Origin of the sequence: Ralstonia sp. 24A2 (assembly GCF_051783885.1) — a bacterium.
Taxonomy (GTDB): domain Bacteria; phylum Pseudomonadota; class Gammaproteobacteria; order Burkholderiales; family Burkholderiaceae; genus Ralstonia.
Map to the genome: position 1 here is coordinate 972,909 of NZ_JBPVZD010000003.1, position 21,262 is coordinate 994,170.

Consider the following 21,262-nt stretch of genomic DNA (forward strand, 5'->3'; position numbering starts at 1 on the left):
GGGCTTTTTTTATCTGGGCTACCGCGTGTTTTTGATTAACGCGTACAAATCATCCTGCGGGTCATAGCCGATCAGCTTGCGGCCGGTCTCAAGACCCCAGTCCATCCCGCGGTTGTTCGATACGCCGTTCACGACGATGGCCGGTGCCGGCCAGCCAGCGGGGTCCGCCATAACGGAGCGCAGGAACAGCCGTCGCAGATCGGCATTCGACAGCCACATGTTGCGGAACCAGCGCAGCGCAATGCGGCTGGCTTCATCGGGCACTTCGGTGGGCACGGGCGTATCGGCGGTGCCGGAGTAGTTGATGTCGTTCGGGTCGTTTTCATCTGGCAGTGCCCAGCCGATGCGCAGCGACACGATTGATAGCTTGCCGCCTGCTGCTGCCGATACGGCCCCCACTGCCTTGCAAAGCCGTTCGCCCATGGCCTTGGACGTGCCGTAGGCGAGCGAGTAGACGTCTTCGATGCCGTTATTCCAGCGAGTGCCGGGTGCCGGAGCCAACTCGGCGGTGAGCTGGCCGGGGCCGATGGTGCCGGCCAGCGGCTGGTCCTTGTACGCGCCCATCGCATGGTTGGACGAGGCAAACACGAAGCGCCGTACGCCACGCGTGGCAGCCGCCTCCAGCACGTTGAGCGTCATGCCGTAAGAGGCCAATGCCTGCTCCCACGTCGCATCGGGTGTGGAATGGATGGCGGCCAGGTGGATGATTGCATCGACGTTGTTGAGCAGTTCAGCCCACGCGCCGTCGGCTTGCGTGAGGTCTGCGACGACCCAGCGGAAGCGCTCGGCCGCCTGCGGAGAAAACGCAACGTTCTGCTGGACCCAGTCGACGCCGATGATGGATGTGCACCACGGGGTGGAGGCCAGCGCCTCGACGACCTTGCGGCCCAGGTTGCCGGCGACGCCGGTGACGAGAATGCGAGCGGGATTTTGGTAGTCAGCCACGATGTCGGATTCCGTTCGGGATGAGGAAAGAAGGGGCGACCGGCGGCTGGCGCTGAGCACGCCGCCGTGTCTTTTCAGGTCATTGGATTGGGCTCTCGGCTGAGCCCGAGGGTGCTCTGGTGTCAGCCGCCGTCAGCCACGATTGGAGCCCGACAGCACGTCAATCCACACCGCCAGCACCAGCACGACGCCCTTGACGATCATTTGCCACGAGGCGTCGACATTCATCTGCTGCATGCCGTTGTCGAGGCTGGCCATGACGAGTGCACCGATGAGCGCGCCATACACCGTGCCCGAGCCGCCGCGCATCGACGTACCGCCGATGAAGCAGGCGGAGATGGCATCGAGCTCGCCGCCCACACCGGCCGAGGGCGAGCCCGCCGCCGAACGCGCCGTGGTGATGATGCCCGCAAAGGCGCACATCAGACCCATCAGCACGAACACCAGCAGCTTGACTCGGCCCACGTTCACACCGGACAGGCGCGTGGCTTCCATGTTGCCGCCCACCGCATAGACGTGGCGGCCGAACACGGTTTGCGTGGCCACGTACGAGAACATCGCCAGCAGGATCAACAGGATCAGCACCGGCAGCGGCACGCCGTTGGCCTGGTTGAGCACGGTGACAAAACCGAACGATGCCGCCGCGATGGCCAGCAGTTTGAGGCCATCGGCCCACATTGGCGGGACTGCGAGTTGCAGGCGGGCACGCTCGCTGCGGCGACGCACGGTCAGCACGACCGACATGGCGACGATGACGGCCGCAAGCGACCACGCCAGCCATGCCGGCACGAAGCTCTGCGCGATGTTGACGAGGTCATCGGGCACTGGTGCAATGGTCACGCTGTCGGTGCTCCACTGCAGCACGCCGCGGAACGCCAGCATGCCACCCAGCCCGACGATGAACGAGGGTACGCGCAGCTTGGTGGTGATGAATCCATTGAACGCACCAATGGCCGCGCCCACCACGAGCACCGTGCCCACAGCCAGCCACGTGTTCCACCCGAGATTGACGGTCAAGATGGCGACCAGCCCGCCGAGCAGGCCGAGCAGCGAGCCGACTGATAGGTCGATCTCCCCGGCGATGATGACGAACACCATCCCGCAGGCCAGCATGCCCGTCACCGACATTTGCAGGAACAGGTTGGAGATGCTGTTGGGCTTGAGGAAGGTGCCGTTGGTCTGGAAGTAGAAGAAGATCCAGATGAGCGCGACGGCCAGCAGCAGCGCCAGCACTTTGTAGCGCACGAACAGTTGCTGGATGGCGCGGCCGTCCAGACGTGGGCCGCCGCTGCTGCCGTTCTGGCGCGTGAGTTGGGAATGCAGGATATTCGACATGGCAATTCAGGCAGCCTGGGGCTGCGGTTCGGCATTGATTGCTGCAGCCAGGATGCGCTCCTGGGTCAGGCCTTGATTGACGAAATCGCCGCGCACCTGGCCCTCGCCCATGACCAGGACACGATCGCTCATGCCCAGGATCTCCGGCATTTCGGACGAGACCATGATGATCGCCACGCCGCTGGCGGCCAGGTCGGCAATCATCTTATAGATGTCGTACTTGGAGCCGACATCGACGCCGCGTGTGGGCTCGTCGAGGATCAGCACCTTCGGCGCGGCCAGCACCATCTTCGTGACCACGGCCTTCTGCTGGTTGCCGCCCGACAAGCTGGCGATCGACAGCGCTGGGCTGGCGGTCTTGATGCGCAGGCGCTTGATTTCGCGGTCGACCGTGATGAGTTCGGCGCCCTTGTCCACGCGCACGCCACGTGCGTACTGCGCCAGCGTGGCGAGCGTGATGTTTTCACCCACGCCCATGAGCGGCACGATGCCGTGGCGCTTGCGGTCTTCGGGCACCAGGCAGATACCGTTGGCGATGGCATCTGCGGGCGAACCGACCTTGATGGGTTTGCCCTCCATGGTGATCTCCGCGCTGGAGCGGCCGGGGTAGGCACCAAACAGAGCGGACACCATCTCCGTGCGCCCCGCACCGACCAGGCCGGCAATACCGAGGATCTCTCCTCGGCGCACGGCGAAGCTCACGTTATCGGCGCGCTTGCGGTTGGGGTTGCTGACGTCCCAGCAGGTGACGTTGTGGGCTTCCAGCACGACGTCGCCCACGGTGTGCTCCACCTTGGGGAAGAGCGAGGTCATCTCGCGGCCGACCATCATCGTGATGATGTTGTCGACGCTCATGTCGGCGGCGGGGCGTGTGCCGATGTGCTTGCCGTCGCGGATGACGGTGACGGTGTCGCACACGCGCTTGACCTCATCGAGCTTGTGCGAGATGTAGACGCACGCCACGCCGCTGCGCTTGAGGTCTTCAATGATGGACAGCAGCACCTCGATTTCCTTGGCACTGAGCGACGACGTCGGCTCGTCCAGGATCAAGAGGCGTGCGTTCTTGGCCAGCGCCTTGGCAATCTCAAAGAGTTGCTGGTGGCCGCTGCCGTAGTTGCTTACGGGCGCGGCCACGTTCACGTCGGTCAGTCGCAGGCGTGCGAGAAGTTGTTCGGCCTTGGCATGCATGGTGTCGTAGTCCATGCGGCCTCCCGGCTTGGTGATCTCGTTGCCGAGGAAGATGTTCTCCGTGATGGAGAGCTGCTGCACCAGCATCAGTTCCTGATGGATGATGACGACGCCTGCGTGCTCGCTGTCGCGCACGGAATGCGCGCGCAGCGGTGTGCCTTCCCATTCGATCTCGCCCTCGAAGGTGCCGTAGGGGTAGATCCCCGACAGCACCTTCATGAGGGTGGATTTTCCGGCGCCGTTCTCCCCGCACAAACCGACGCATTCGCCTGGCTTGACTGCCAGGCTCACGCCGTCGAGCGCGCGCACACCGGAGAACGACTTCACGATGTTGCGCATCTCGAACAGGGTGCCGTTGCTGCTCATGGCGTCCTCCTACTCACTACGACTGACGACTGACGACTGCATCGACGGCTTACTTGCCGAAGATCTGCTGGTGCGTATAGAAGCCGTCCTTGATGACGGTGTCCAGCGTGTCCTTGGTCAGCACGGTCGGCGTCAGGAGCACGGTGTCGACGTCCTTCTTGCCGTTGTTGAGCTTGGTGTTGAACTTGGGCGCGGTGCCCTTGACCAGGTCAACGGCCATCTCGGCGGCGTTAGCGGCAATCACCTTGATCGGCTTGTACACCGTCATGGCTTGCGTGCCTTCGGCCACGCGGCGCACGCCCGCCAGGTCGGCATCCTGACCCGACACCGGCACCTTGCCCGCCAGCTTCTGGCCGGTCAGCGCCTGGATCGCACCACCCGCCGTACCGTCGTTGGACGCGACGATGCCCTGGATATTGTTGTTGTTCGCGGTCAGCGCGTTTTCAATGATGCTCTGCGCCTTGGAAGGATCCCATTCCGGCGTCCACTGCTCGCCAACGATTTTGATGTCGCCCTTGTCGACCAGCGGCTTGAGCACCTTCATCTGGCCGTCGCGCAACAGACGGGCGTTGTTGTCAGTCGAGGCGCCACCCAGCAGGAAGTAGTTGCCTTTGGGCGCAAGCTTAACCACGCCCTGCGCCTGCATCTCGCCCACCTTCACGTTGTCGAAGGTCACGTAGCCGTCGATGTCGGCATTGAGGATCAGGCGGTCATACGACACGACCTTGATGCCCTTCTTCTTGGCGCTGGCAATGGCGTTGCCCAGCACCTTCGAGTTGAACGGCACGATCACGAGCACGTCGACGTTCTGCGCGATCAGGTTTTCGATCTGGGCGATCTGCTTGGCTTCGTTGGCATTGGCCGATTGCACGTTGACGGTCGCGCCCAGCTTCTTGGCCGATTCGACAAAGTAGTCGCGATCGTGCGTCCAGCGTTCGACGCGCAGGTCGTCGATCGAGAAGCCGATCACCGGGGCTTCCTTGCTGGCGTAGGCCGACGTTGCGGCAAAGCTCAGGACCGCCGCAGCGGCAATGGTGTTCAGTACGCGGGAAATCATGAGAGGTCTCCTGTTGTGCGTAAGGGTGTTCTTAGAACGTGATGCCGGTCTTCAGGCCGATCACGAACGCGTTCTTGTTCTGCGTGGTGCCGCCCGGATGCAGGATGTACTGCAGATTAGGACGGAAGTACACAGAGGGCACAGGTGAGTAGCTGTAGTACAGCTCGCTCACGTATTCGTAGCCGTCACCCACGACAGCGTTCGAGCCGGTGCGGGCATTGTTCTGGCGGACGAAATCGGCAAAGCGGCCGTTGTTGTGTGTTGCACCCACGGCAAAGCCGATGGTGTCGGACAGGCGATCAAACGGCCCCTTGTACTGCACACCCACCGAGAGTTGGTGATCGGTCTGCGCGGTGTTGCGGTCTGCCTGCGAGAAGTTCAGGAACACCGTGGCGCCGCGTCCGCCGGCCGTGCCGGTCACTTGCTGCTGCAGGTTCAGGTAGGCGCCATATTGGCCGCTGCGCTGGCGTGCGTCCAGGCCGGTGATGCCGCGCGGGTTGCCGTTCACGTCTTCGTACAGATCTTTGCCGTTGGACGTGTTGTACCAGACGCCTGCCTTGTACGAACCCGGACGGCCTTCGATGTTGGGCAGCCAACCGAACTCCAGCGGGATCAGCGCGCCGGTGGTACCGCCCGGGTTGTTGAGCTTCCAGCCGTTGCGGCGGGCCCAGCTGTCATCCACGTAGTTCGGGTTGACCTGGTAGATGCCGATCTGCGCGTAGGTCTCGGCCGAGGTGTGCACCTTGGCGCGTGCGCCCCACTGGCTGGTCGGCCAGTTGACCCAGTAGCTGCCCACCAGGTTGCCCGGCTGCGAGCCGCAGAAGGTCAGGTTCTGGAAGTCGCACGAGAACGAGAAGAAGTCTTCGCCCACCGTGACGCGCCCGGCTTTGATTTCCAGGCGATCGTTGAGCAGCTTCTGGTTCAGCCAGAACTGCGTCAGGTGCCAGGTCTGGCCGCGGCCATAGACTTCCTGGATCAGCATGTTGTTGCCGATGTTCGCATCGCTGCCGAGGTTGCGGCCGTTGCGGTCGGTGACAGTGGCCTGGAAGGTAGCGCCTTGCCAGCCCGTGAGCTTCTGCATGTCCAGCGTGGTGCCCATGACCCACTGGTCCGTATAACGCGTGAGGTGCTCGGTGCCGCCGCTGAAGTTGTGCGCGAGTTCGCTGCCGTAGCCGAGGTTGAACGTCACACCCTGGTCGGCCAGGCGGGTACGCAGGCCGCCCCAGTCGCCCAGCAGATAGGGGCTGGTGGTGACGTCGTAGGCGTGGGCGCTGGCTGTGCCGAGCGCCAATACGGCGGCAGCGATGGCCGATGCGCCCAGGCGCTTGCTACGGGATTGATGATGCGCCGCCGACCGGCGCGCGGGCTTCAAGGGCCTCGGTGAGGCATCGAAGCGGGGTTCGAGCTCCATGGACTGTCTCCTGATATTTGGTCCCGTCTGCCTTGCATGACAGCGGTGTCAGCGTTCTGTTCTCAATGTGTAGCGGGCTGACGGACGCAAGAATGGCCACAATTGACAGCGCTGTCAATCTCGGGGTTTGCCCTAGTCCGGGGCCAATCTGCAACGTGTTGAAAAGGCGGTGGGGTGGATGTTGCAATGCGGAAGTCGCAGCCGAACAGGCAAGTGCCGCCATGGGCGCGGCGCTTTGTGCATGGCATCGACCTTGCTCATGTTGCGCGCACCTTTCTCTTTGTCATCCAACCCGAGGAGCCGCACATGCAACGCGAAGATGTGACCGACCTGATCGTCCTGCAGAAGATCAAGAAACAGCTGACGTGGGCGCAACTGGCCGAGGTGATCGGCCACAGCAAGGAGTGGAGCACCGCCGCACTGCTCGGTCAGATGACGTTGACCGAAGCGCAGGCGAATGCCGTGGGTGTGGCGTTGGATTTGCCGGAAGAGGCGATCGCATTACTGCAGGTGCCGCCTTACAAAGGCTCGCTACCCACTGCCGTGCCGACCGACCCGCTGATCTATCGCTTCTACGAACTCATCAGCGTGTACGGCACGACCTTCAAGGCGCTGATCCACGAAGAGTTTGGCGACGGCATCATGAGTGCGATCGACTTCAACATGGATCTCAAGCGTGAGCCCGACCCCAAGGGCGATCGGGTGTGCATCGTGATGAGCGGCAAGTTTCTGCCGTACAAGACCTACTGAGTGCTCACGCGTCTTCGCTGCCGTCGTCGTGCTCGTCGATGAGCGGACGGCCGCGGCGTGGCATCTCCGAATCCAGCACCAGGCGGCCATGCACGCGGCCGTTCATGCGCGTGACGTGGTGCGTGCAGTCTTCCATGTGCGAGGCCATGAGTTCGCGCACGCGCTCGGCATCGCGCGCACGCGCGGCCTCGTAAATCTGCCGATGGAACTTGACGGTGGACGCACCGAACTTGGCGTGGTCTTTGGGTGAGGTCTCGTTGCCGAACACCACCAACTGCCGCAGCATTTCGTTGATCAGCTCGCAGCAGAACCGCAGCATCGGGTTGGGGTTGGCAGCAGCGAGGATGTCGTGAAAGCTCAGGTCTTCCTGACGTTGATCCAGTGGCGCAACAGCTTTGGCAGAAGCCGGGTCGCACAGGTCGATTGTGTGCTCAAGCGCGTGGAAGTCGTCTTCCGTCAGATGCGGCACGGCACCGGCGGCCAGCTCAGGCTCAAGCAGGCGGCGCACGGTATAGACGTCCGCAATGCCGATGTCTTTGAAGAACAAGTAGTTCTGCATGAGCTGGAACGTGCGGTCCAGCGGCACCTCGACGATGGTGCCGCCGCCGGCCGGCCCCGTGCTCACGCTTACCAGCCCTTGCACTTCCAATGATTTGAGCGCCTCGCGGATGGTGCCTTTGCTCACGCCAAAGGTCTCCTGCAGCTTGATCTCCTGCGGGAGTTTGTCGCCGGGCTTGAGGTTGCGCTGCGTGATCAGCCGCTTGAGTTCTTCGGCAACGAGGTCGGCGCGCTTTTGCTTGCGGATGCCGATCGACGCTGTCTTGCCTGCTCCGAGTGTGGCCATGGATGTCCGTTCCTGAGTTGCGCGCATTCTAACTGCGGGGTCGTGCCGCTCGGCATGACCGACGTGGTGCATGCATGCCCTTCGAGCGTGCGCACGCACCGCATTTCCGCATCGTCGCCCGGCACTTCCGCCGCACACACCTTGGCGTAAACACCGACGGCTTCGCCGTTGACGCGGCGCGGACGCGGCTTCTATGATGATTTCGCCTATTTATCATAACAAATATAAGAAACTGGTCTGGTTCTTGCTCGACGTGACAGTCGGCGAAAACCTCGCCGGTAGGGCTAGGAGGAAGCCGCCACAGGTGGCTCCAGGCGCTTGTTCTGTACTCACACGAACCCCAAGGAGTGCGCTTTGAATCGTCGAGACTTGCTCAAACTGGCGGCGCTGTCCGCCGTGCCTGCGTCGGTGCTGCAGGCCCGTTCTGCGTTTGCTGCCGATGTCATCGAGCTGGGCTGCCCGGTGCCAATGTCCGGGGCGTTTGCCGCCAACGGCAAATTTGCGGACATGGGCATGAAGCTGGCCGTGGAGCAGTACGGCAAGGTGCTCGGCCGGCCGCTGGCGTACAGCGTGCTCGACACCGAAGGCAAGCCCGCCACGGCGGTGCGCAAGGTGCAGGAACTCGCGCAGCAGAAGAACGCGCGCTACTTTGCGGGCGGCATTCTCTCCTCCGAATCGCTGGCGATGGGCAAGGAGGCGGAGAAGTTCGGCGGCGTGTTCATCACCACCGCCGGCGCCGATGAAATTACCGGCAAGGACTGCAACCGCGCGACGTTCCGCTGGTCGGTGCCGACCTATGGCGCCATCGAGCGCACCGTGCGCCCGCTGATCGAATCGATGCCCAAGGCCAAACGCTGGTACACCATCACGCCGCAGTACGTGTTTGGCGACGGGCTGCTCTCGGCGGCCAAGAACATCTTCAAGGAAAAGGGTATCGAACACGTGGGCAACAGCTACCACGCGCTCACCGAGAAGGAGTTCAGCGGCTATCTGACCAACGCGATGGCCGCCAAGCCCGACGTGCTGCTGATCCTGAACTTCGGTTCGCAATCGTCCGACACGCTGCGCCAGGCGGTGAGCTTTGGCATGAAGAAGAACACGACGATCCTGGTGGCGTGGGCGTCGGGGCTGGAGCAGTTCGAATCGCTGGGCGCGGATCTGTGCGACGGCGTGTACTTCGGCGCGCAGTACTGGCACGACGTGGACACGCCCGCCAACCGTGATCTGGTGAAGCGCACGCAAGCGGCGTTCAAGGCCAACCCGAACTACAGCCTGGCGGGTTCGTACACATGCACGAAGATCCTGCTCGACGCGATGGCCAAGGCGGGCAGTGCCGACCCGAAGGCCGTGATTGCCGCGCTGCAGGGCATGAAGTACGACGGCCTGACCGGCCCCGAAGAGATTCGCGCGGCCGACCACCAGGTGCTCAAGAACTACTACCTGCTCAAGGGCAAGCCCAAGAGCCGCATGAAGGACAAGGACGATTTTGCCGAGGTGGTGTCGGTCGGCAAGGCGTTCCTGCCGGTCGAACAGACGCAGTGCAAGCTGGCCTGATCTGAGTCACCGCTCGCCCGCGCTCCACATGAGTTGCGGGCGCCTGTCTTCCTGCATGCAATTTCCGTCAACGCAATGAACGTCTACCTGCTCCAGGTCGTCAACGGCGTGGGGATCGGCATGCTCTACTTCCTGCTGGCGGTAGGGCTGTCGATCATCTTCGGGCTGTTGCGCTTCGTCAATTTCGCCCACGGCGCGTTCTATGCGCTGGGTGCGTATCTCTGTTTTCAGGCCCTGCAACTGGGCATGAACTTCTGGATGGCGCTGGTGCTCGCGCCCATCGTCATCGGCGCGCTGGCGTGGGTGACGGAGAAGGTGCTGCTGCGCCATGTGTATGCGCAGGCGCATGAGTTTCACATCCTCATCACCGTGGGGCTGGCGCTGGCCGTGCAGGAACTCATCATCGTGGCGTGGGGGCCGCTGGGCGTGGATGTGCCGCCGCCCGACGCGCTGCAGGGCGTGGTGATGTGGGGTGATTTCGTCTATCCCAAGTACCGGCTGTTCGTGATCGGTTTTACCGCCGTGCTGGCGATGGGCTTGTGGTGGCTGCTCGAGGGCACGCGGCTCGGCAGCGCGGTGCGGGCGGGCAGTGAATCGACCGAGATGGTGTCGCTCCTCGGCATCAACGTGTTCCGCTTGTTCAGCCTGATGTTTGCGCTGGGTGCTGCCACGGCGGCGGTGGCCGGTGTGCTGGCTGCGCCCATCCGTGGTGCGGAACCGTTCATGGGTGTGGAGGCACTCGGTATCGCGTTCGTCGTGGTGGTGGTGGGCGGCATGGGCAGCTTTGCGGGGGCGCTGGTCGGCGGTCTGCTGGTAGGCATCGTGCAGAGCCTGATGAGCACGCTGTGGCCCGAGGGTGCGCGGCTGATGATCTACGTGGCGATGGCAGCGGTGTTGCTGCTGCGCCCGCACGGCCTGCTGGGGGAGGGGATGATGCTAGCCGCACTGCATGGATTTTCGCGCTACCGTTTCTGGTGGCTGTCGCTGGGTGTGACGCTGCTGCTGCCGCTGGTACTGACCTCCGGCACGCTGGCAACCGAGGTACTGGTCTACGCCATGGCCGTGATGGCCTGCAACCTGCTGCTTGGCTACACGGGGCTGCTCTCGTTCGGGCAGGGCATCTTCTTCGGGTTGGGTAGCTATGCGGTGGGCGTGGGCCTGACGCAGTTGTCATTGCCGATGCCGGTGGCGATCGGGTTGGCGGTGGTGGTCGGCGCGATCGTGGCCGCAGCGGTGGGGTGGTTCGCCATCCGCCAGCGCGGCACGTACTTCGTCATGCTCACGCTGGCCTTCTCGCAGATGTTTTATTTCCTGGCCTACACCACGCCGTCGCTCACGGGCGGGGACAACGGGTTGCTCGACATTCCGCGCCCCGCGTTTGCGGGGTCGCCGTGGACGTACTACGCATTCGTGGCGGTGCTGTTCCTCATCGTGTTCTTCCTCGTGCAGCGCGTGACGGAATCGGTGTTCGGTCGCACGCTGCTGGCGATTCGCGACAACGAAGAACGCGCGCTCGCCGTCGGCTACAACGTCAAGGCATTCAAGCTGCTGGCGTTCGTCATCTCGGGTGCGGTCACGGGGTTGGCAGGCGGCCTGCACGCCATGCTCACGGGCATCGCGCCGCTGGCGAACATCGACTACCACGTCAGCGAGATGATCCTGGTAATGACTGTCATCGGCGGCACGGGCAACGTGTTTGCGTCGGTCCTGGGCGCGGCGTTCTATGTGCTGCTGTCGGATTGGCTCTCCAGCCTGTGGCCGCGCTGGTTGATGCTGCTGGGCTTCCTGCTGATTGCGGTGAGCCTGTTCATGCAGCGCGGCCTGTTTGGCCTCGGGCAGAAGCTGTGGCAACGCGTGCGCTCACCGCGCAATTCGTCTGCTGTTCGGGAGGAACGCGCATGAGTACCACGCCCATCCTGCAAGCCACGGGCATCGTCAAGCAGTACGGCAAATTCACTGCCCTGGGCGGCGTGGATCTGCGCGTGATGCCGGGCACGGTGCATTCCGTCATCGGCCCCAACGGTGCGGGAAAGACCACGCTGTTCCACATGCTCACGGGCACGCGCATGATCACCAGCGGCACCATCGTCTTTGATGGCCATGACGTGACGCGTGAAGCGGATTACCAGCGCGTGCAGCGCGGCATTGCGCGGTCGTTCCAGGTGACGAGCCTGTTCCTTAGTCTCTCTGTGCGCGAGAACGTGCGGCTGGCCGCGCTAGGCACCACACCGCGCCGCGCCATGCACGGCTGGCGATTGCCACAGGGCGATCTGGCCTGCACGGATACGGTCGACCGCGTGCTCGATCGGTTGGAATTGCCGCGCTTGGCCGACACGCCGGCTGCCGCGCTCTCGCACGGCCAGCAGCGCCGACTGGAAGTGGGGATGGCATTGGCCGCCAACCCGCGCGCGATCTTCCTCGACGAGCCGACCTCCGGCATGGGCGTGGACGACCTGCCCGCCATGAAGGCGCTTATCCGTGGCCTGGCGCACGACCACACCGTCGTGCTGATCGAGCACAACATGGACATCGTCATGGACATCTCCGACACCATCACCGTCATGCAGCAGGGCAAGGTGCTGATGGAGGGCACGCCCGATGCCGTGCGCGCAGACCCGCGCGTGCGCGCCGCCTACCTGGGCAACATGATCACGGGAGGCAAGAAGTGACGATGATCCTCGATGTTGAAGACCTCCACGGCTACTACGGCAAGAGCCACGTGCTGCAAGGCATGGCGCTATCGGTGGGCGAGGGCGAGTTGGTGACGTTGCTCGGTCGCAATGGCGCGGGCAAGTCGACCACGCTCAAAGCGATTGCCGGTGTGGTCGCACCGCGCGGGCACGTCCGCTTTCGCGGCAAGGACATCGCTGGGCAGCCCGCGCATCGCATTGCCGCGCAGGGTCTGTGTCTGGTGCCGGAGCACCGCGGCATCTTCAAGCTGCTGACGGTGGAGGAGAACCTGAAGCTCGGCGCGCGGCGCGATTCGCCGTGGCAGCTGGCGGACATCTATCGCATCTTTCCGCGTTTGCATGAACGGCGGCGCAACGGTGGCGCGAACCTCTCCGGCGGCGAGCAGCAGATGCTGGCCATCGGCCGTGCACTGATGAACCACCCGCGCCTGTTGATGCTCGACGAACCGGTGGAGGGACTGGCGCCCGTCATCGTCGAAGAGATCGTCGCGCAGTTGAAGGTGATCAAGCAGGCGGGCGTGTCTATCTTGCTGGTGGAGCAGAACCTGGAGGTCTGCACGCAACTGGCCGACCGCCATGTGATCATCGAACAGGGCCGCGTGGTCTACACCGGCAGCAATGAAGAATTCCGCGCCGACGACGCCATCAAGGATCGCTATCTCGGCGTCGGCCTGGCCGCTTGAACCGCACACCATCATGACGACTACCCATCTCGACACCACCTTGCGCATCAACGGCACGCGCCTGTGGGACACGCTCATGCAGCAGGCCTGCATTGGCGCCACGCCCAAGGGCGGCGTGCGCCGTTTGGCGCTCACCGATCTCGACCGCCAGGGCCGCGACTTCTTTGTCGCGCAGGCCGAAGCCGCCGGCTGCACCGTGCGCGTGGACGCCATCGGCAACGTCTTCGCTCGCCGCCCCGGCCGCAACAACGCACTGCCGCCCGTGATGACCGGCAGCCACATCGACACGCAGCCCACCGGCGGCAAGTTCGACGGCAACTACGGCGTGTTCGCGGGCATCGAGGTCGTGCGCACGCTCAACGACGCGGGCATCGAAACCGAAGCCCCCATCGAAGTGGCCGTGTGGACCAATGAAGAGGGCTCGCGCTTTGTGCCGGTGATGATGGGCTCCGGCGCCTTCATCGGCGAGTTCGCGCTGGACGCCGTGCTGGCCGCGCAGGACCGTGACGGCGTGACCGTGGGCGAAGCGCTGCTCAGCATCGGCTATGCGGGCGCCGAGGCAGTGGGCGGCCGGCAGGTGGGCGCGTATTTCGAAGCGCATATCGAGCAAGGACCGGTGCTGGAGGCGCACGCCACGACGATTGGTGTGGTGACCGGCGCGCTCGGCCAGCGCTGGTACGACGTGGTCCTGACCGGCATGGAGGCGCACGCCGGGCCCACGCCCATGGAACTGCGCCGCGATGCTTTGCTGCCCGCTGCGGAGCTCGTCGGCATTGCCAACCGCATCGCGCTGAAGCGGCCGCCGCACGCACGTGCCACCGTGGGCTGCCTCAGCGTGCATCCGGATTCGCGCAACGTGATTCCCGGCCGCGTGTCGATGACGATCGACTTGCGTGCAGCGGACGATGCCGTGCTCTCCGAGATGGACGCCGCGTTGCATGCCGCCGTTGCCGAATTACGCACGCGCAGCGGCATCGACATCGCACTCAAGCAGGTCGTGTACTTCCCGCCGCAACCGTTCGACGCGACATTGGTGGACGCGGTGCGCAACGGCGCGCGGCAGCTCGGCCTGTCGGAGATGGACGTGATCAGCGGCGCAGGCCACGACGCGGTCTACCTCGCCCGCGTTGCACCCACCGCCATGATCTTCGTGCCATGCAAGGACGGCATCAGTCACAACGAGATCGAAGACGCCCGCCCCGAACATCTGGAAGCCGGCTGCAACGTGCTGCTGCACGCCATGCTGCAGGCGGCTGGCCGCTCATAACCGACACCCCCCCATGCGCATCCTGATCGCCCGCTTCAATCACGAGACCAACACGTTCTCACCGGTGCCGACGCCACTGGCATCGTTCCATCCGCGCTATGGTGCCGACGCCTACCGCGCCGCCAAGGGCACGCGCACAGCGGCCGGTGCCTTCATCGATCTGGCGGAAGCGGCGGGTGCGGAGATTGTCGTGCCCGTCATCGCCGGGGCCAACCCAAGCGGGCGCGTGGCCGCCGAGGCCTATACCGCGCTGTGCGACGCCATCGTTGCGGCCGCGCCGGGGTGCGATGCACTGATGCTCGACCTGCACGGCGCGATGGTCGCCGAGAACAGCGACGACGGCGAAGGCGATCTGCTCGAACGCCTGCGCGCGGTGGTGCCCGATGTGCCGATTACCGTCGCGCTGGACCTGCACGGCAACCTCACGCAGAAGTTCATCGACCTGGCGGACATTGCCGTGAGCTTCAAGACGTATCCGCACGTCGACATGTACGAGACGGGTGAGCACGCGGGGCGCCTGCTGTTCGACAAGCTGGCCGGCCGCGCGAACCCGGTGCTCACTTGGCGGCGCGTGCCGATCGTCACGCACACGCTGCGCAGCCGCACGGATGAAGGGGCGATGCATCGCGCTGTGGCGTTGGCCAAACAAGCCGAGAAGGAGGGCATGCTGGCCGTGTCGATCCTCGCGGGCTTCGGGTTGGCCGATATTGCTGCACCATGCCTCTCCGTCGTCGTGGTGGGCAACGGCGATGCACAAGCCGCAGACGCCGCCGCACAGCGCATTGCGGAAGCCATCTGGGCCGATCGCGAAGGCTTCGTCTACCGCTCCGAACCGCTGGCCGAATCGATCGCACGCGCAGCTGAGTTGGCAGATGGCCCCGGCAACGGCCCCGTGCTGCTGCTCGACCACGGCGACAACTGCATGTCCGGCGGCACCTGTGATGACATGCACGTCCTGCACGAAGCGTTGAAGCAGGGTTTGACCGGCATCGCTGTCGGGCCGGTGTGCGATCCCGAAGCCGTCGCCGCGATGATCGAGGCGGGCATGGGCGCCACCGTCACGCTGCCCGTAGGCGACAAGGTGCCGCTCGTGCAGTTGGGCGTGTATCCGGTATCTCGTGCATTGCAGGGCAAAGTCGCGGCCATCAGCGACGGCGAATACACCATCACCGGCCCGACCTACACCGGCCAGCGCATCCGCATGGGCCGCACCGCGTTGCTCGACATCGGCGCGGCGCAGGTGGTGGTGACCGAGACGCCGCAGGAGCATTGGGATCTCGGCATCTTCACGCACATCGGCGTGGACCCGCATGCCGCACGCTTTGTGCTGCTGAAGTCGCGCATGTATTGCCGGCCCGTATTCGTGCCGATTGCCAAGGCGGTGGTCGAGTGCGACGGCGGTGGCGTGACGAGTTCGGACTACAGCCGGTTTCCGTTTGCCACGCTCAAGCGGCCGGTGTTTCCGTTGGATGCCGCGACTGCTTCGTAGAGATACCCGACCGGCTTCCCCTCGGTCCGCTGCGGGCGCGTCTCGGTCCTGGTAATGATGCGGCCCGCCAAACCATCGATCTCTTCGCATTGCGCGCGCGTCCAGCTACGCAGCTGTTCGATGTTCTTCAGCAGGCCGAGCCGGAGAATCTGCGTGTCTTCGTCCATGCCGACGAGCGCGACCGAATGCTGGCCCGCCGTCACCACGTCGCCGGCGGTCAGTTCAAACAGCTTGCCAGCGCCGTCCTTGAATGTGGCCGCGCCTCGAATGACACGGTAGATGACCACCTCGCCCTTCGAAAAGGAAGCCGCGTCCACTGCACCCGCCTGGCTCTTGGGCAGGCTCGATTCACCGTGCGGGTCAGTGGCGATGAGGTGCCCCGTCACAAGCTGGCCGCTTGGTGCTTCGATGCCGGTGTCGCGCACGTACACTGGTTCGGGCGATCGGATGGAATCGCCGGCCAACGGCCTGTAGAGCGCATGCAACTCCAGCGGGTCTTGCACCCAGAAGCCTGCGCCTGCCGGCCGATCATGCACCGGATGGCTCCAGGCGATGCGCGGCGTTTCGGCTTCGTTGATCAGTGCCGACGGCACAATCGTCGGGTTGGGAAACGTGGTCGGATCGGTGATGAAAGCTTCCAGAAACTTGCCCGAGCAACCCATGGATAGCGCGTCGGGCACCACGGTTTGCGGCGTGCTCAGGTTGTCTTCCGTAGACAGCCCCGACCACGTGTAGAAAAGCTGCCGATGCACGATCGCGCTTTGCAGGATCACCGAGCCGGGGCCGACGTAATGCAGCCGGCCATCGTAGTCGAACGTAAACACGCCCGATGTGACCAGCACGAACTGAAAGGCGCCCGGCGGCAGATGCGTGTGGAAATCGGTCGGGCCCGTGTCTTCCAGGTAGATCGGCCGGTTGGTGGCGACCTCATGCAGCAGAAAGGCTTCGTTGTTGGCGGCAAAGCCTTCGTCGGCGCGGCTGTACAGCGCCTGCGGGCGATAGGTGGCCTCGTACTTGGCATCCTGGCGGCGATCGATGGCAACGAAGTCGCCCGTATTGAGGCGGATGGGGTTGCCGCCCGGATGCAACAGGCCCGAAGCGCGTTGGGACTCCGTGGTGTGAGTGTTCATCGCAACCCTCCGTGAATCGACCGACATCGATGGAGAATGACCCGCCCGTGGCTCGATACTCGCCCGTCTAAATTACGCCTCGCTGACACGGACCCCGGGGTCAGTGCACGACTGCCATCTTGCGTGAGCGCCCGCGCGTGACGGTCTGGCTCGACGTTTGTGCATTGAGCAGCGCCCACAGCGTGACGCGGTGGGCGTTGTCTGCTTCGCCACCGGTGGTGGTTGCGCTGGTGTTGGCGTTAAGGGGTTCGTTGTCGTGGATGGTGGCGCGCACAATCGGGTAGATCTGCTTTTCCCATTTGCTGCCGTTGAACACCCCGTAGTGCCCCACACCGGCCTGCACATGGTGCGTCTTCAGATACGCCGGCAGCCCCGAGCACAGGTCTTGCGCGGCCACGGTTTGCCCGACTGCACAGATGTCGTCCTTCTCGCCTTCGACCGTCAGCAGCGCGGTGCGATGGATTGCTGCCGGCTCAACCAGCCGTCCGCCGACCATCAGCTCGCCGCGCGGCAGTGCGTATTGCTGAAACACCTTCTCGACCGTTTCCAGATAGAACTCGGCAGTGAGGTCGCACGTGGCGAGGTACTCGTCGTAGAAGGCGCGGATGGTGTCTGCCTTGGCAGGGTCGCCCTTGGCGCGCTGGTAGTACATCTCTTCAAACGACTGCACGTGGCGATCCGAATTCATCGACATGAACGCACTCAACTGCACGAAGCCCGGATACACGCGGCGCTGCTCGCCCACAAAGCCGGGCGGCACGACGCCGATCAGGTTCTTCTCGAACCATTCGATCGGCTTGCTGTTGGCCAATTCGTTGACTGCGGTTGGCTCCACGCGGCAATCGATGGGGCCGGCCATGAGCGTGAGGCTGGCCGGCTGCGCGGGGTCGTTGTCGGCGGCCATGAGCGAGACCGCCGACAGCGCGGCCACGGTTGGCTGGCAGATGGCCAGCACGTGTGCGTCCGGGCCGATGTGGCGGATGAAGTCGATCAGGTGGCCGACGTATTCATCAAAGCCGAAGCGCCCGGCGGAAACGGGAATGTCGCGCGCGTTATGCCAGTCCGTCACATACACGTCGTGATCGGCCAGCATCGTGCGCAGCGTGCCGCGCAGCAGCGTGGCGAAGTGGCCGGACAAAGGCGCGGCAACCAGCACACGCGGTTGCCGCGTGGGCGTGGCCTTGCGGAAATGCACCAGGGTGCCGAACGGCGTTTGCATCGCGGTGTCTTCCACCACTGGCACCGCTTGGCCGTCGACCTCAACGCTGTCGATGCCGAACGACGGGCGGCGGTGCGTGATCGCGCTGCATTCCAGCAGTTCGAGCCAAGCATCGATGGCGCGGCCAGTCGGGTGCTCGGTCGAGGGTGACCACTGCGCCATCGCCAACCGCGAGAACGAGGCCCACGCCCGCGCAGGCCGCAGGCATTCGGAGAGCCACTGGTAGAGGGGATACGCGAGCAGGTTCATGGCGATTGCGTCGCAGGACACGTGAATGCACGCGAACGGACGTGAAAGCAGGTCGAGCGAAGCAGGCAATACGTGTGCCAACTCAGGCGCCGGTGGGCGGGAAACCGCATGCGTGCTGGTGATGACTGGCACAGGCTTTGCGCGGCATTCACGCCGGGCGCGGCGCGGCCTGCGCCCTTGCAGCGCAGGAGTGCAGACAGCGCACCGGCAAGGTGCTTGGCGCCGACCATGCACCGGATTGGAAACGCGACAACCGGGGACCGATATGAAATCCGCCAACCAGACCACGCTCACCATCAGCAGCCGCAATTACTCGTCGTGGTCGATGCGCGGTTGGCTGCTTGCGAGACTGAGCGGCCTGGCGTTCGAGACGGTGAGCGTGCCGATCGACGCCTCATCGCGTGCGGAATTGCTGCTGCTGTCGCCGTCGATTCTGGTGCCGTGCCTCACGCACGAGGGCCGCAAGGTGTGGGACGTGCTGGCGATCGCTGAATACCTCAACGAACTCTTGCCCCAGGCCAAACTGCTGCCCGCCGACCGGCATGCCCGCGCACATTGCCGCGCGATCTGCGGCGAGATGCATTCGGGCTTCAGCGCACTGCGCTCCGCACTGCCGATGAACTTGCGCGCACATTTTCCGAACTTCCGCATCTGGTCGCGCGCGCAGCACGACATCGAGCGGATCACGCTTATCTGGCGCGAATGCCTTGCCCAGTACGGCGGCGGCCCCTGGCTGTTTGGCGAGATCAGCATGGCCGACGCGATGTATGCGCCAGTCGTCATGCGATTCCTGACCTACGACGTCAAGCTCGACCCGGACATCGCCGAGTACTGCATGCGCGTGCTCGCGCACCCGCACGTTGCCGAATGGATTGCCGGGGCAAAGGCGGAGAAGGAAGATATTGATGAGTTGGATATGGAGTTTTAGGGTGGGCCTGCCGGGCGTGTCGAAAATGCGTTTCACCGACGTCAGATAGGGCGCCGCGGCCTGCCCCGCCTTCTGGTGCGAAAAGCCGGCCAGACCTGCGTGTGCCCGAACCGCGTCTACATGCAGGCTGGCGTGTACCGGCGCTTTGGCGCGCGAGCCGATGGGTTTCTGCGCTGAAAGCCACGCGCTGGAAGCGGGCATCATCGGTATCAACGAGGGCGCACTCGCCAGCGAGGCGGCGCCGTTCGGTGGCGTGATGGAATCAGGCTACGGCCTTGAGGGCTCCAGGTACGGGCTCGACGACTATCTTTCGATCGAGTACCTGTGCCAGGGCGGACTGAACTAACGCGCCGAATCCCAGAACCGCTGTGCACGGAACGGGCGTACATCCACCGCGGGTGTCTCGCCCGTCATCATTTCCGCAATTAAGCGCCCGGTGATCGGGCCCAACGTCAGACCGTGGTGAGCGTGGCCGAACGCGAACCACATGCTCGGGTGGTGCGGCGCCTGTCCGATGATCGGTAGCATGTCGGGCGTGCAGGGGCGGGCGCCCATCCAGGGTTCCGCATCCACACGCTCGGCCAGCGGGAAGAGATTGCGCGCGACGGGCTCGACAGCCTCCAACTGCACGGGCGTCTTCGGTGCATCGCGGTGTGCGAGTTCCGCGCCCGTGGTCAGGCGAATGCCGTGTGCCATCGGTGCCAGCACGTAGCCGCCATCGGCATCGAGCACCGGGTGGTTCAACTGCGTGCCCGGCGCGGGGGCGTAGTGCATGTGATAGCCGCGCTTGACAGCCAGCGGCAGGCTGTAGCCCAGGCGTGAGGTGACCACGTCCGCCCACGGGCCCATGGCGATGACGACGTTGTCCGCACGCAGTTCGCCTTCCTTGCTGCGCACAAGCCACGGCGCGTTGCTGGTGAGCGAGTTCGCATCGCCTTCAAACAGCTGGCCGCCGATCTGCTCGAAATACTTCGCATACGCCGTCACCAGCGCATTGGGGTCGCTCACGGAATCGGCTTCCGTGTAGCGCAGGCCGCCCAGCAGCGATGGGTCCAGATGGGGCTCGACCGTGCGCAGGCGCGCGGGGTCGAGCGTCTCAAAGGCAACGCCGTATTCACGCTGCCAGCGCTCGACGGTGCGGGTTTCCTCGTCCTGCGTGGCCGCGTTGCGGAAGACCTTGATCCAACCGCTCGGGCGGATCAGATCTGTGGCGCCTGCAGCTTCTGCCAGCGCGCGATGCTCAGTCACGCTATGCGCGATGAGCGGTGCATAGGCCCGCGCGATGGCTGCGTGCCGGTTCGGGTGCGAGTTGCGCCAGTAGCGCCACAGGAAAGGCAGCAGCCTGGGCAGATCACCCAGGTGGTAATGCACGTCTGCCGACGTATTGCTTGCGTAGCGCAGCAGCGTCGGCAGGTCACGCGGGAAGGCGTACGGATAGACGCCTTCGCGCTGGATCAGCCCGGCATTGCCGAACGACGTCTCGAAGCCCGGTGCCCGACGATCAACCAAGGCGACGGCGCGCCCGCGTTGCTGCAGGTGCACCGCCACCGACACGCCGACGATGCCGGCGCCCAGCACGATGGTGTCAAAACGCATGGTGAGTTTTGCCTTCTGCTTTTAGCCCTTGGCCAGGGCCGTGACGGCGATTTCCACGTCGATGCCCGGGCGCATCAGGCCCGATTGCACGCAGGCACGCGTGGGTGCGTGGCCGGCCGGCACCCAGGCTTCCCATGCGGCGTTCAGCTCGGCAAAGTGCTTGGCGTCGGTCAGCCAGATGTTGGCGGAGATCAGGCGCGTCTTGTCGACACCGGCTTCAGCCAGCAGCGTGTCGATGCGCGCGAGGATGTTGTTGGTCTGCTCGGTCACCGACTTGAAGTCGAACGCGGCGTCGGGCACTTGGCCGGCCAGATGCACGATGCCGTTGGCGATCACGATCTGGCTCATGCGGGCGTTGGTATGGAAGCGTTGGATGTCGGACATGTTGGGGTCGGGAGGGTGACGGGAGAAAAGAACGCCGATGGTAGCGCGCCTGCCCGGGTTGCGTCCGGTACAGCCGGCAGGGTTGTCCTATGCAAAATAATCCGCCCCCTATGTGCAGATGACATGCCTAGCAGGTCACGTGGGTATTTGTCGAGAAAGACCGGTCCAGTACAACAG

18 protein-coding genes and 2 pseudogenes are annotated in these 21,262 nt (G+C 64.3%); 10 read left to right on the top strand and 10 right to left on the bottom strand.

Translation table 11 applies throughout. The annotated features are described in order from the left end of the window. Nucleotides 1-18: 18 nt before the first annotated feature. The 5 genes from ACS13N_RS21855 to ACS13N_RS21875 all read right to left on the bottom strand — a co-directional run bounded on the left by ACS13N_RS21855 (nt 19) and on the right by ACS13N_RS21875 (nt 6,302). Nucleotides 19-945, bottom strand: a complete 927-nt coding sequence (locus ACS13N_RS21855) for an NAD-dependent epimerase/dehydratase family protein (RefSeq protein WP_438933693.1) — start codon at nt 943-945, stop codon at nt 19-21. A 132-nt stretch (nt 946-1,077) separates the two neighbouring features. After that, the gene (locus ACS13N_RS21860) at nt 1,078-2,280 is read right to left on the bottom strand and encodes a sugar ABC transporter permease (protein WP_438933694.1); all 1,203 of its coding nucleotides are present in this window, start codon (nt 2,278-2,280) and stop codon (nt 1,078-1,080) included. Between the two features lie 6 nt (nt 2,281-2,286). After that, the gene (locus ACS13N_RS21865) at nt 2,287-3,834 is read right to left on the bottom strand and encodes a xylose ABC transporter ATP-binding protein (protein WP_438933695.1); all 1,548 of its coding nucleotides are present in this window, start codon (nt 3,832-3,834) and stop codon (nt 2,287-2,289) included. 49 nt (nt 3,835-3,883) lie between these two features. After that, nucleotides 3,884-4,891, bottom strand: a complete 1,008-nt coding sequence (gene xylF, locus ACS13N_RS21870; protein ID WP_438933696.1) for a D-xylose ABC transporter substrate-binding protein — start codon at nt 4,889-4,891, stop codon at nt 3,884-3,886. A 31-nt stretch (nt 4,892-4,922) separates the two neighbouring features. After that, a complete protein-coding gene (locus ACS13N_RS21875; protein ID WP_438933697.1) occupies nt 4,923-6,302 on the bottom strand; it encodes a carbohydrate porin in 1,380 nt (459 codons plus the stop codon). A gap of 306 nt (nt 6,303-6,608) precedes the next feature. Here ACS13N_RS21875 and cynS point away from each other — a divergent pair, with 306 nt between their 5' ends. Further along, nucleotides 6,609-7,052 carry a cyanase gene (gene cynS, locus ACS13N_RS21880; RefSeq protein ID WP_438933698.1) on the top strand — a complete coding sequence of 148 codons (444 nt, stop codon included), beginning with the start codon at nt 6,609-6,611 and terminating at the stop codon, nt 7,050-7,052. Between the two features lie 4 nt (nt 7,053-7,056). Here cynS and ACS13N_RS21885 read toward each other — a convergent pair whose 3' ends face one another. Further along, complete coding sequence (locus tag ACS13N_RS21885) at nt 7,057-7,896, bottom strand: FadR/GntR family transcriptional regulator (RefSeq protein ID WP_438933699.1); 840 nt, start codon at nt 7,894-7,896, stop codon at nt 7,057-7,059. 354 nt (nt 7,897-8,250) lie between these two features. Between ACS13N_RS21885 and ACS13N_RS21890 the strand changes: the two genes are divergently transcribed. The 7 genes and pseudogenes from ACS13N_RS21890 to ACS13N_RS21920 all read left to right on the top strand — a co-directional run bounded on the left by ACS13N_RS21890 (nt 8,251) and on the right by ACS13N_RS21920 (nt 15,579). Beyond that, a complete protein-coding gene (locus tag ACS13N_RS21890) occupies nt 8,251-9,450 on the top strand; it encodes an ABC transporter substrate-binding protein (protein WP_438933700.1) in 1,200 nt (399 codons plus the stop codon). A gap of 75 nt (nt 9,451-9,525) precedes the next feature. Next, nucleotides 9,526-10,380: pseudogene (locus tag ACS13N_RS21895) on the top strand (branched-chain amino acid ABC transporter permease); the annotation flags it as partial. A 135-nt stretch (nt 10,381-10,515) separates the two neighbouring features. Continuing rightward, complete coding sequence (locus tag ACS13N_RS21900; protein ID WP_438934469.1) at nt 10,516-11,352, top strand: branched-chain amino acid ABC transporter permease; 837 nt, start codon at nt 10,516-10,518, stop codon at nt 11,350-11,352. Then, nucleotides 11,349-12,119: an ABC transporter ATP-binding protein gene (locus ACS13N_RS21905; RefSeq protein WP_438933701.1), complete on the top strand. Its 771-nt coding sequence runs from the start codon at nt 11,349-11,351 to the stop codon at nt 12,117-12,119. Before ACS13N_RS21900 ends, ACS13N_RS21905 begins: the two co-directional genes overlap by 4 nt. Before the next feature lie 2 nt (nt 12,120-12,121). Further along, complete coding sequence (locus ACS13N_RS21910) at nt 12,122-12,823, top strand: ABC transporter ATP-binding protein (protein ID WP_438934470.1); 702 nt, start codon at nt 12,122-12,124, stop codon at nt 12,821-12,823. A 13-nt stretch (nt 12,824-12,836) separates the two neighbouring features. Then, the gene (locus tag ACS13N_RS21915; RefSeq protein WP_438933702.1) at nt 12,837-14,090 is read left to right on the top strand and encodes a Zn-dependent hydrolase; all 1,254 of its coding nucleotides are present in this window, start codon (nt 12,837-12,839) and stop codon (nt 14,088-14,090) included. Between the two features lie 13 nt (nt 14,091-14,103). Next, nucleotides 14,104-15,579 carry a M81 family metallopeptidase gene (locus tag ACS13N_RS21920; protein ID WP_438933703.1) on the top strand — a complete coding sequence of 492 codons (1,476 nt, stop codon included), beginning with the start codon at nt 14,104-14,106 and terminating at the stop codon, nt 15,577-15,579. Here ACS13N_RS21920 and ACS13N_RS21925 read toward each other — a convergent pair. Then, nucleotides 15,510-16,709: a hypothetical protein gene (locus ACS13N_RS21925; protein ID WP_438933704.1), complete on the bottom strand. Its 1,200-nt coding sequence runs from the start codon at nt 16,707-16,709 to the stop codon at nt 15,510-15,512. The two genes, ACS13N_RS21920 and ACS13N_RS21925, sit on opposite strands and share 70 nt — an antisense overlap. 100 nt (nt 16,710-16,809) lie before the next feature. After that, entirely contained in the window at nt 16,810-18,177 is a 1,368-nt protein-coding gene (locus ACS13N_RS21930) for a polyhydroxyalkanoate depolymerase (RefSeq protein WP_438933705.1), read from the bottom strand. Nucleotides 18,178-18,442: 265 nt separating this feature from the next. Here ACS13N_RS21930 and ACS13N_RS21935 point away from each other — a divergent pair, with 265 nt between their 5' ends. Continuing rightward, nucleotides 18,443-19,105, top strand: coding sequence for a glutathione S-transferase family protein (locus ACS13N_RS21935; RefSeq protein ID WP_438933706.1), 663 nt, complete (start codon nt 18,443-18,445; stop codon nt 19,103-19,105). 178 nt (nt 19,106-19,283) lie between these two features. Beyond that, a pseudogene (locus tag ACS13N_RS21940) lies at nt 19,284-19,451 on the top strand (aldehyde dehydrogenase family protein); the annotation flags it as partial. On the opposite strand, the gene ACS13N_RS21945 reads toward ACS13N_RS21940, so the two are convergent. Together ACS13N_RS21945 and ACS13N_RS21950 are read right to left on the bottom strand one after the other, a co-directional pair. Then, nucleotides 19,448-20,701, bottom strand: coding sequence for an NAD(P)/FAD-dependent oxidoreductase (locus tag ACS13N_RS21945; protein WP_438933707.1), 1,254 nt, complete (start codon nt 20,699-20,701; stop codon nt 19,448-19,450). The pseudogene ACS13N_RS21940 and the gene ACS13N_RS21945 sit on opposite strands and share 4 nt — an antisense overlap. Before the next feature lie 21 nt (nt 20,702-20,722). Continuing rightward, a complete protein-coding gene (locus tag ACS13N_RS21950) occupies nt 20,723-21,085 on the bottom strand; it encodes a RidA family protein (RefSeq protein ID WP_438933708.1) in 363 nt (120 codons plus the stop codon). Nucleotides 21,086-21,262: the final 177 nt, after the last annotated feature.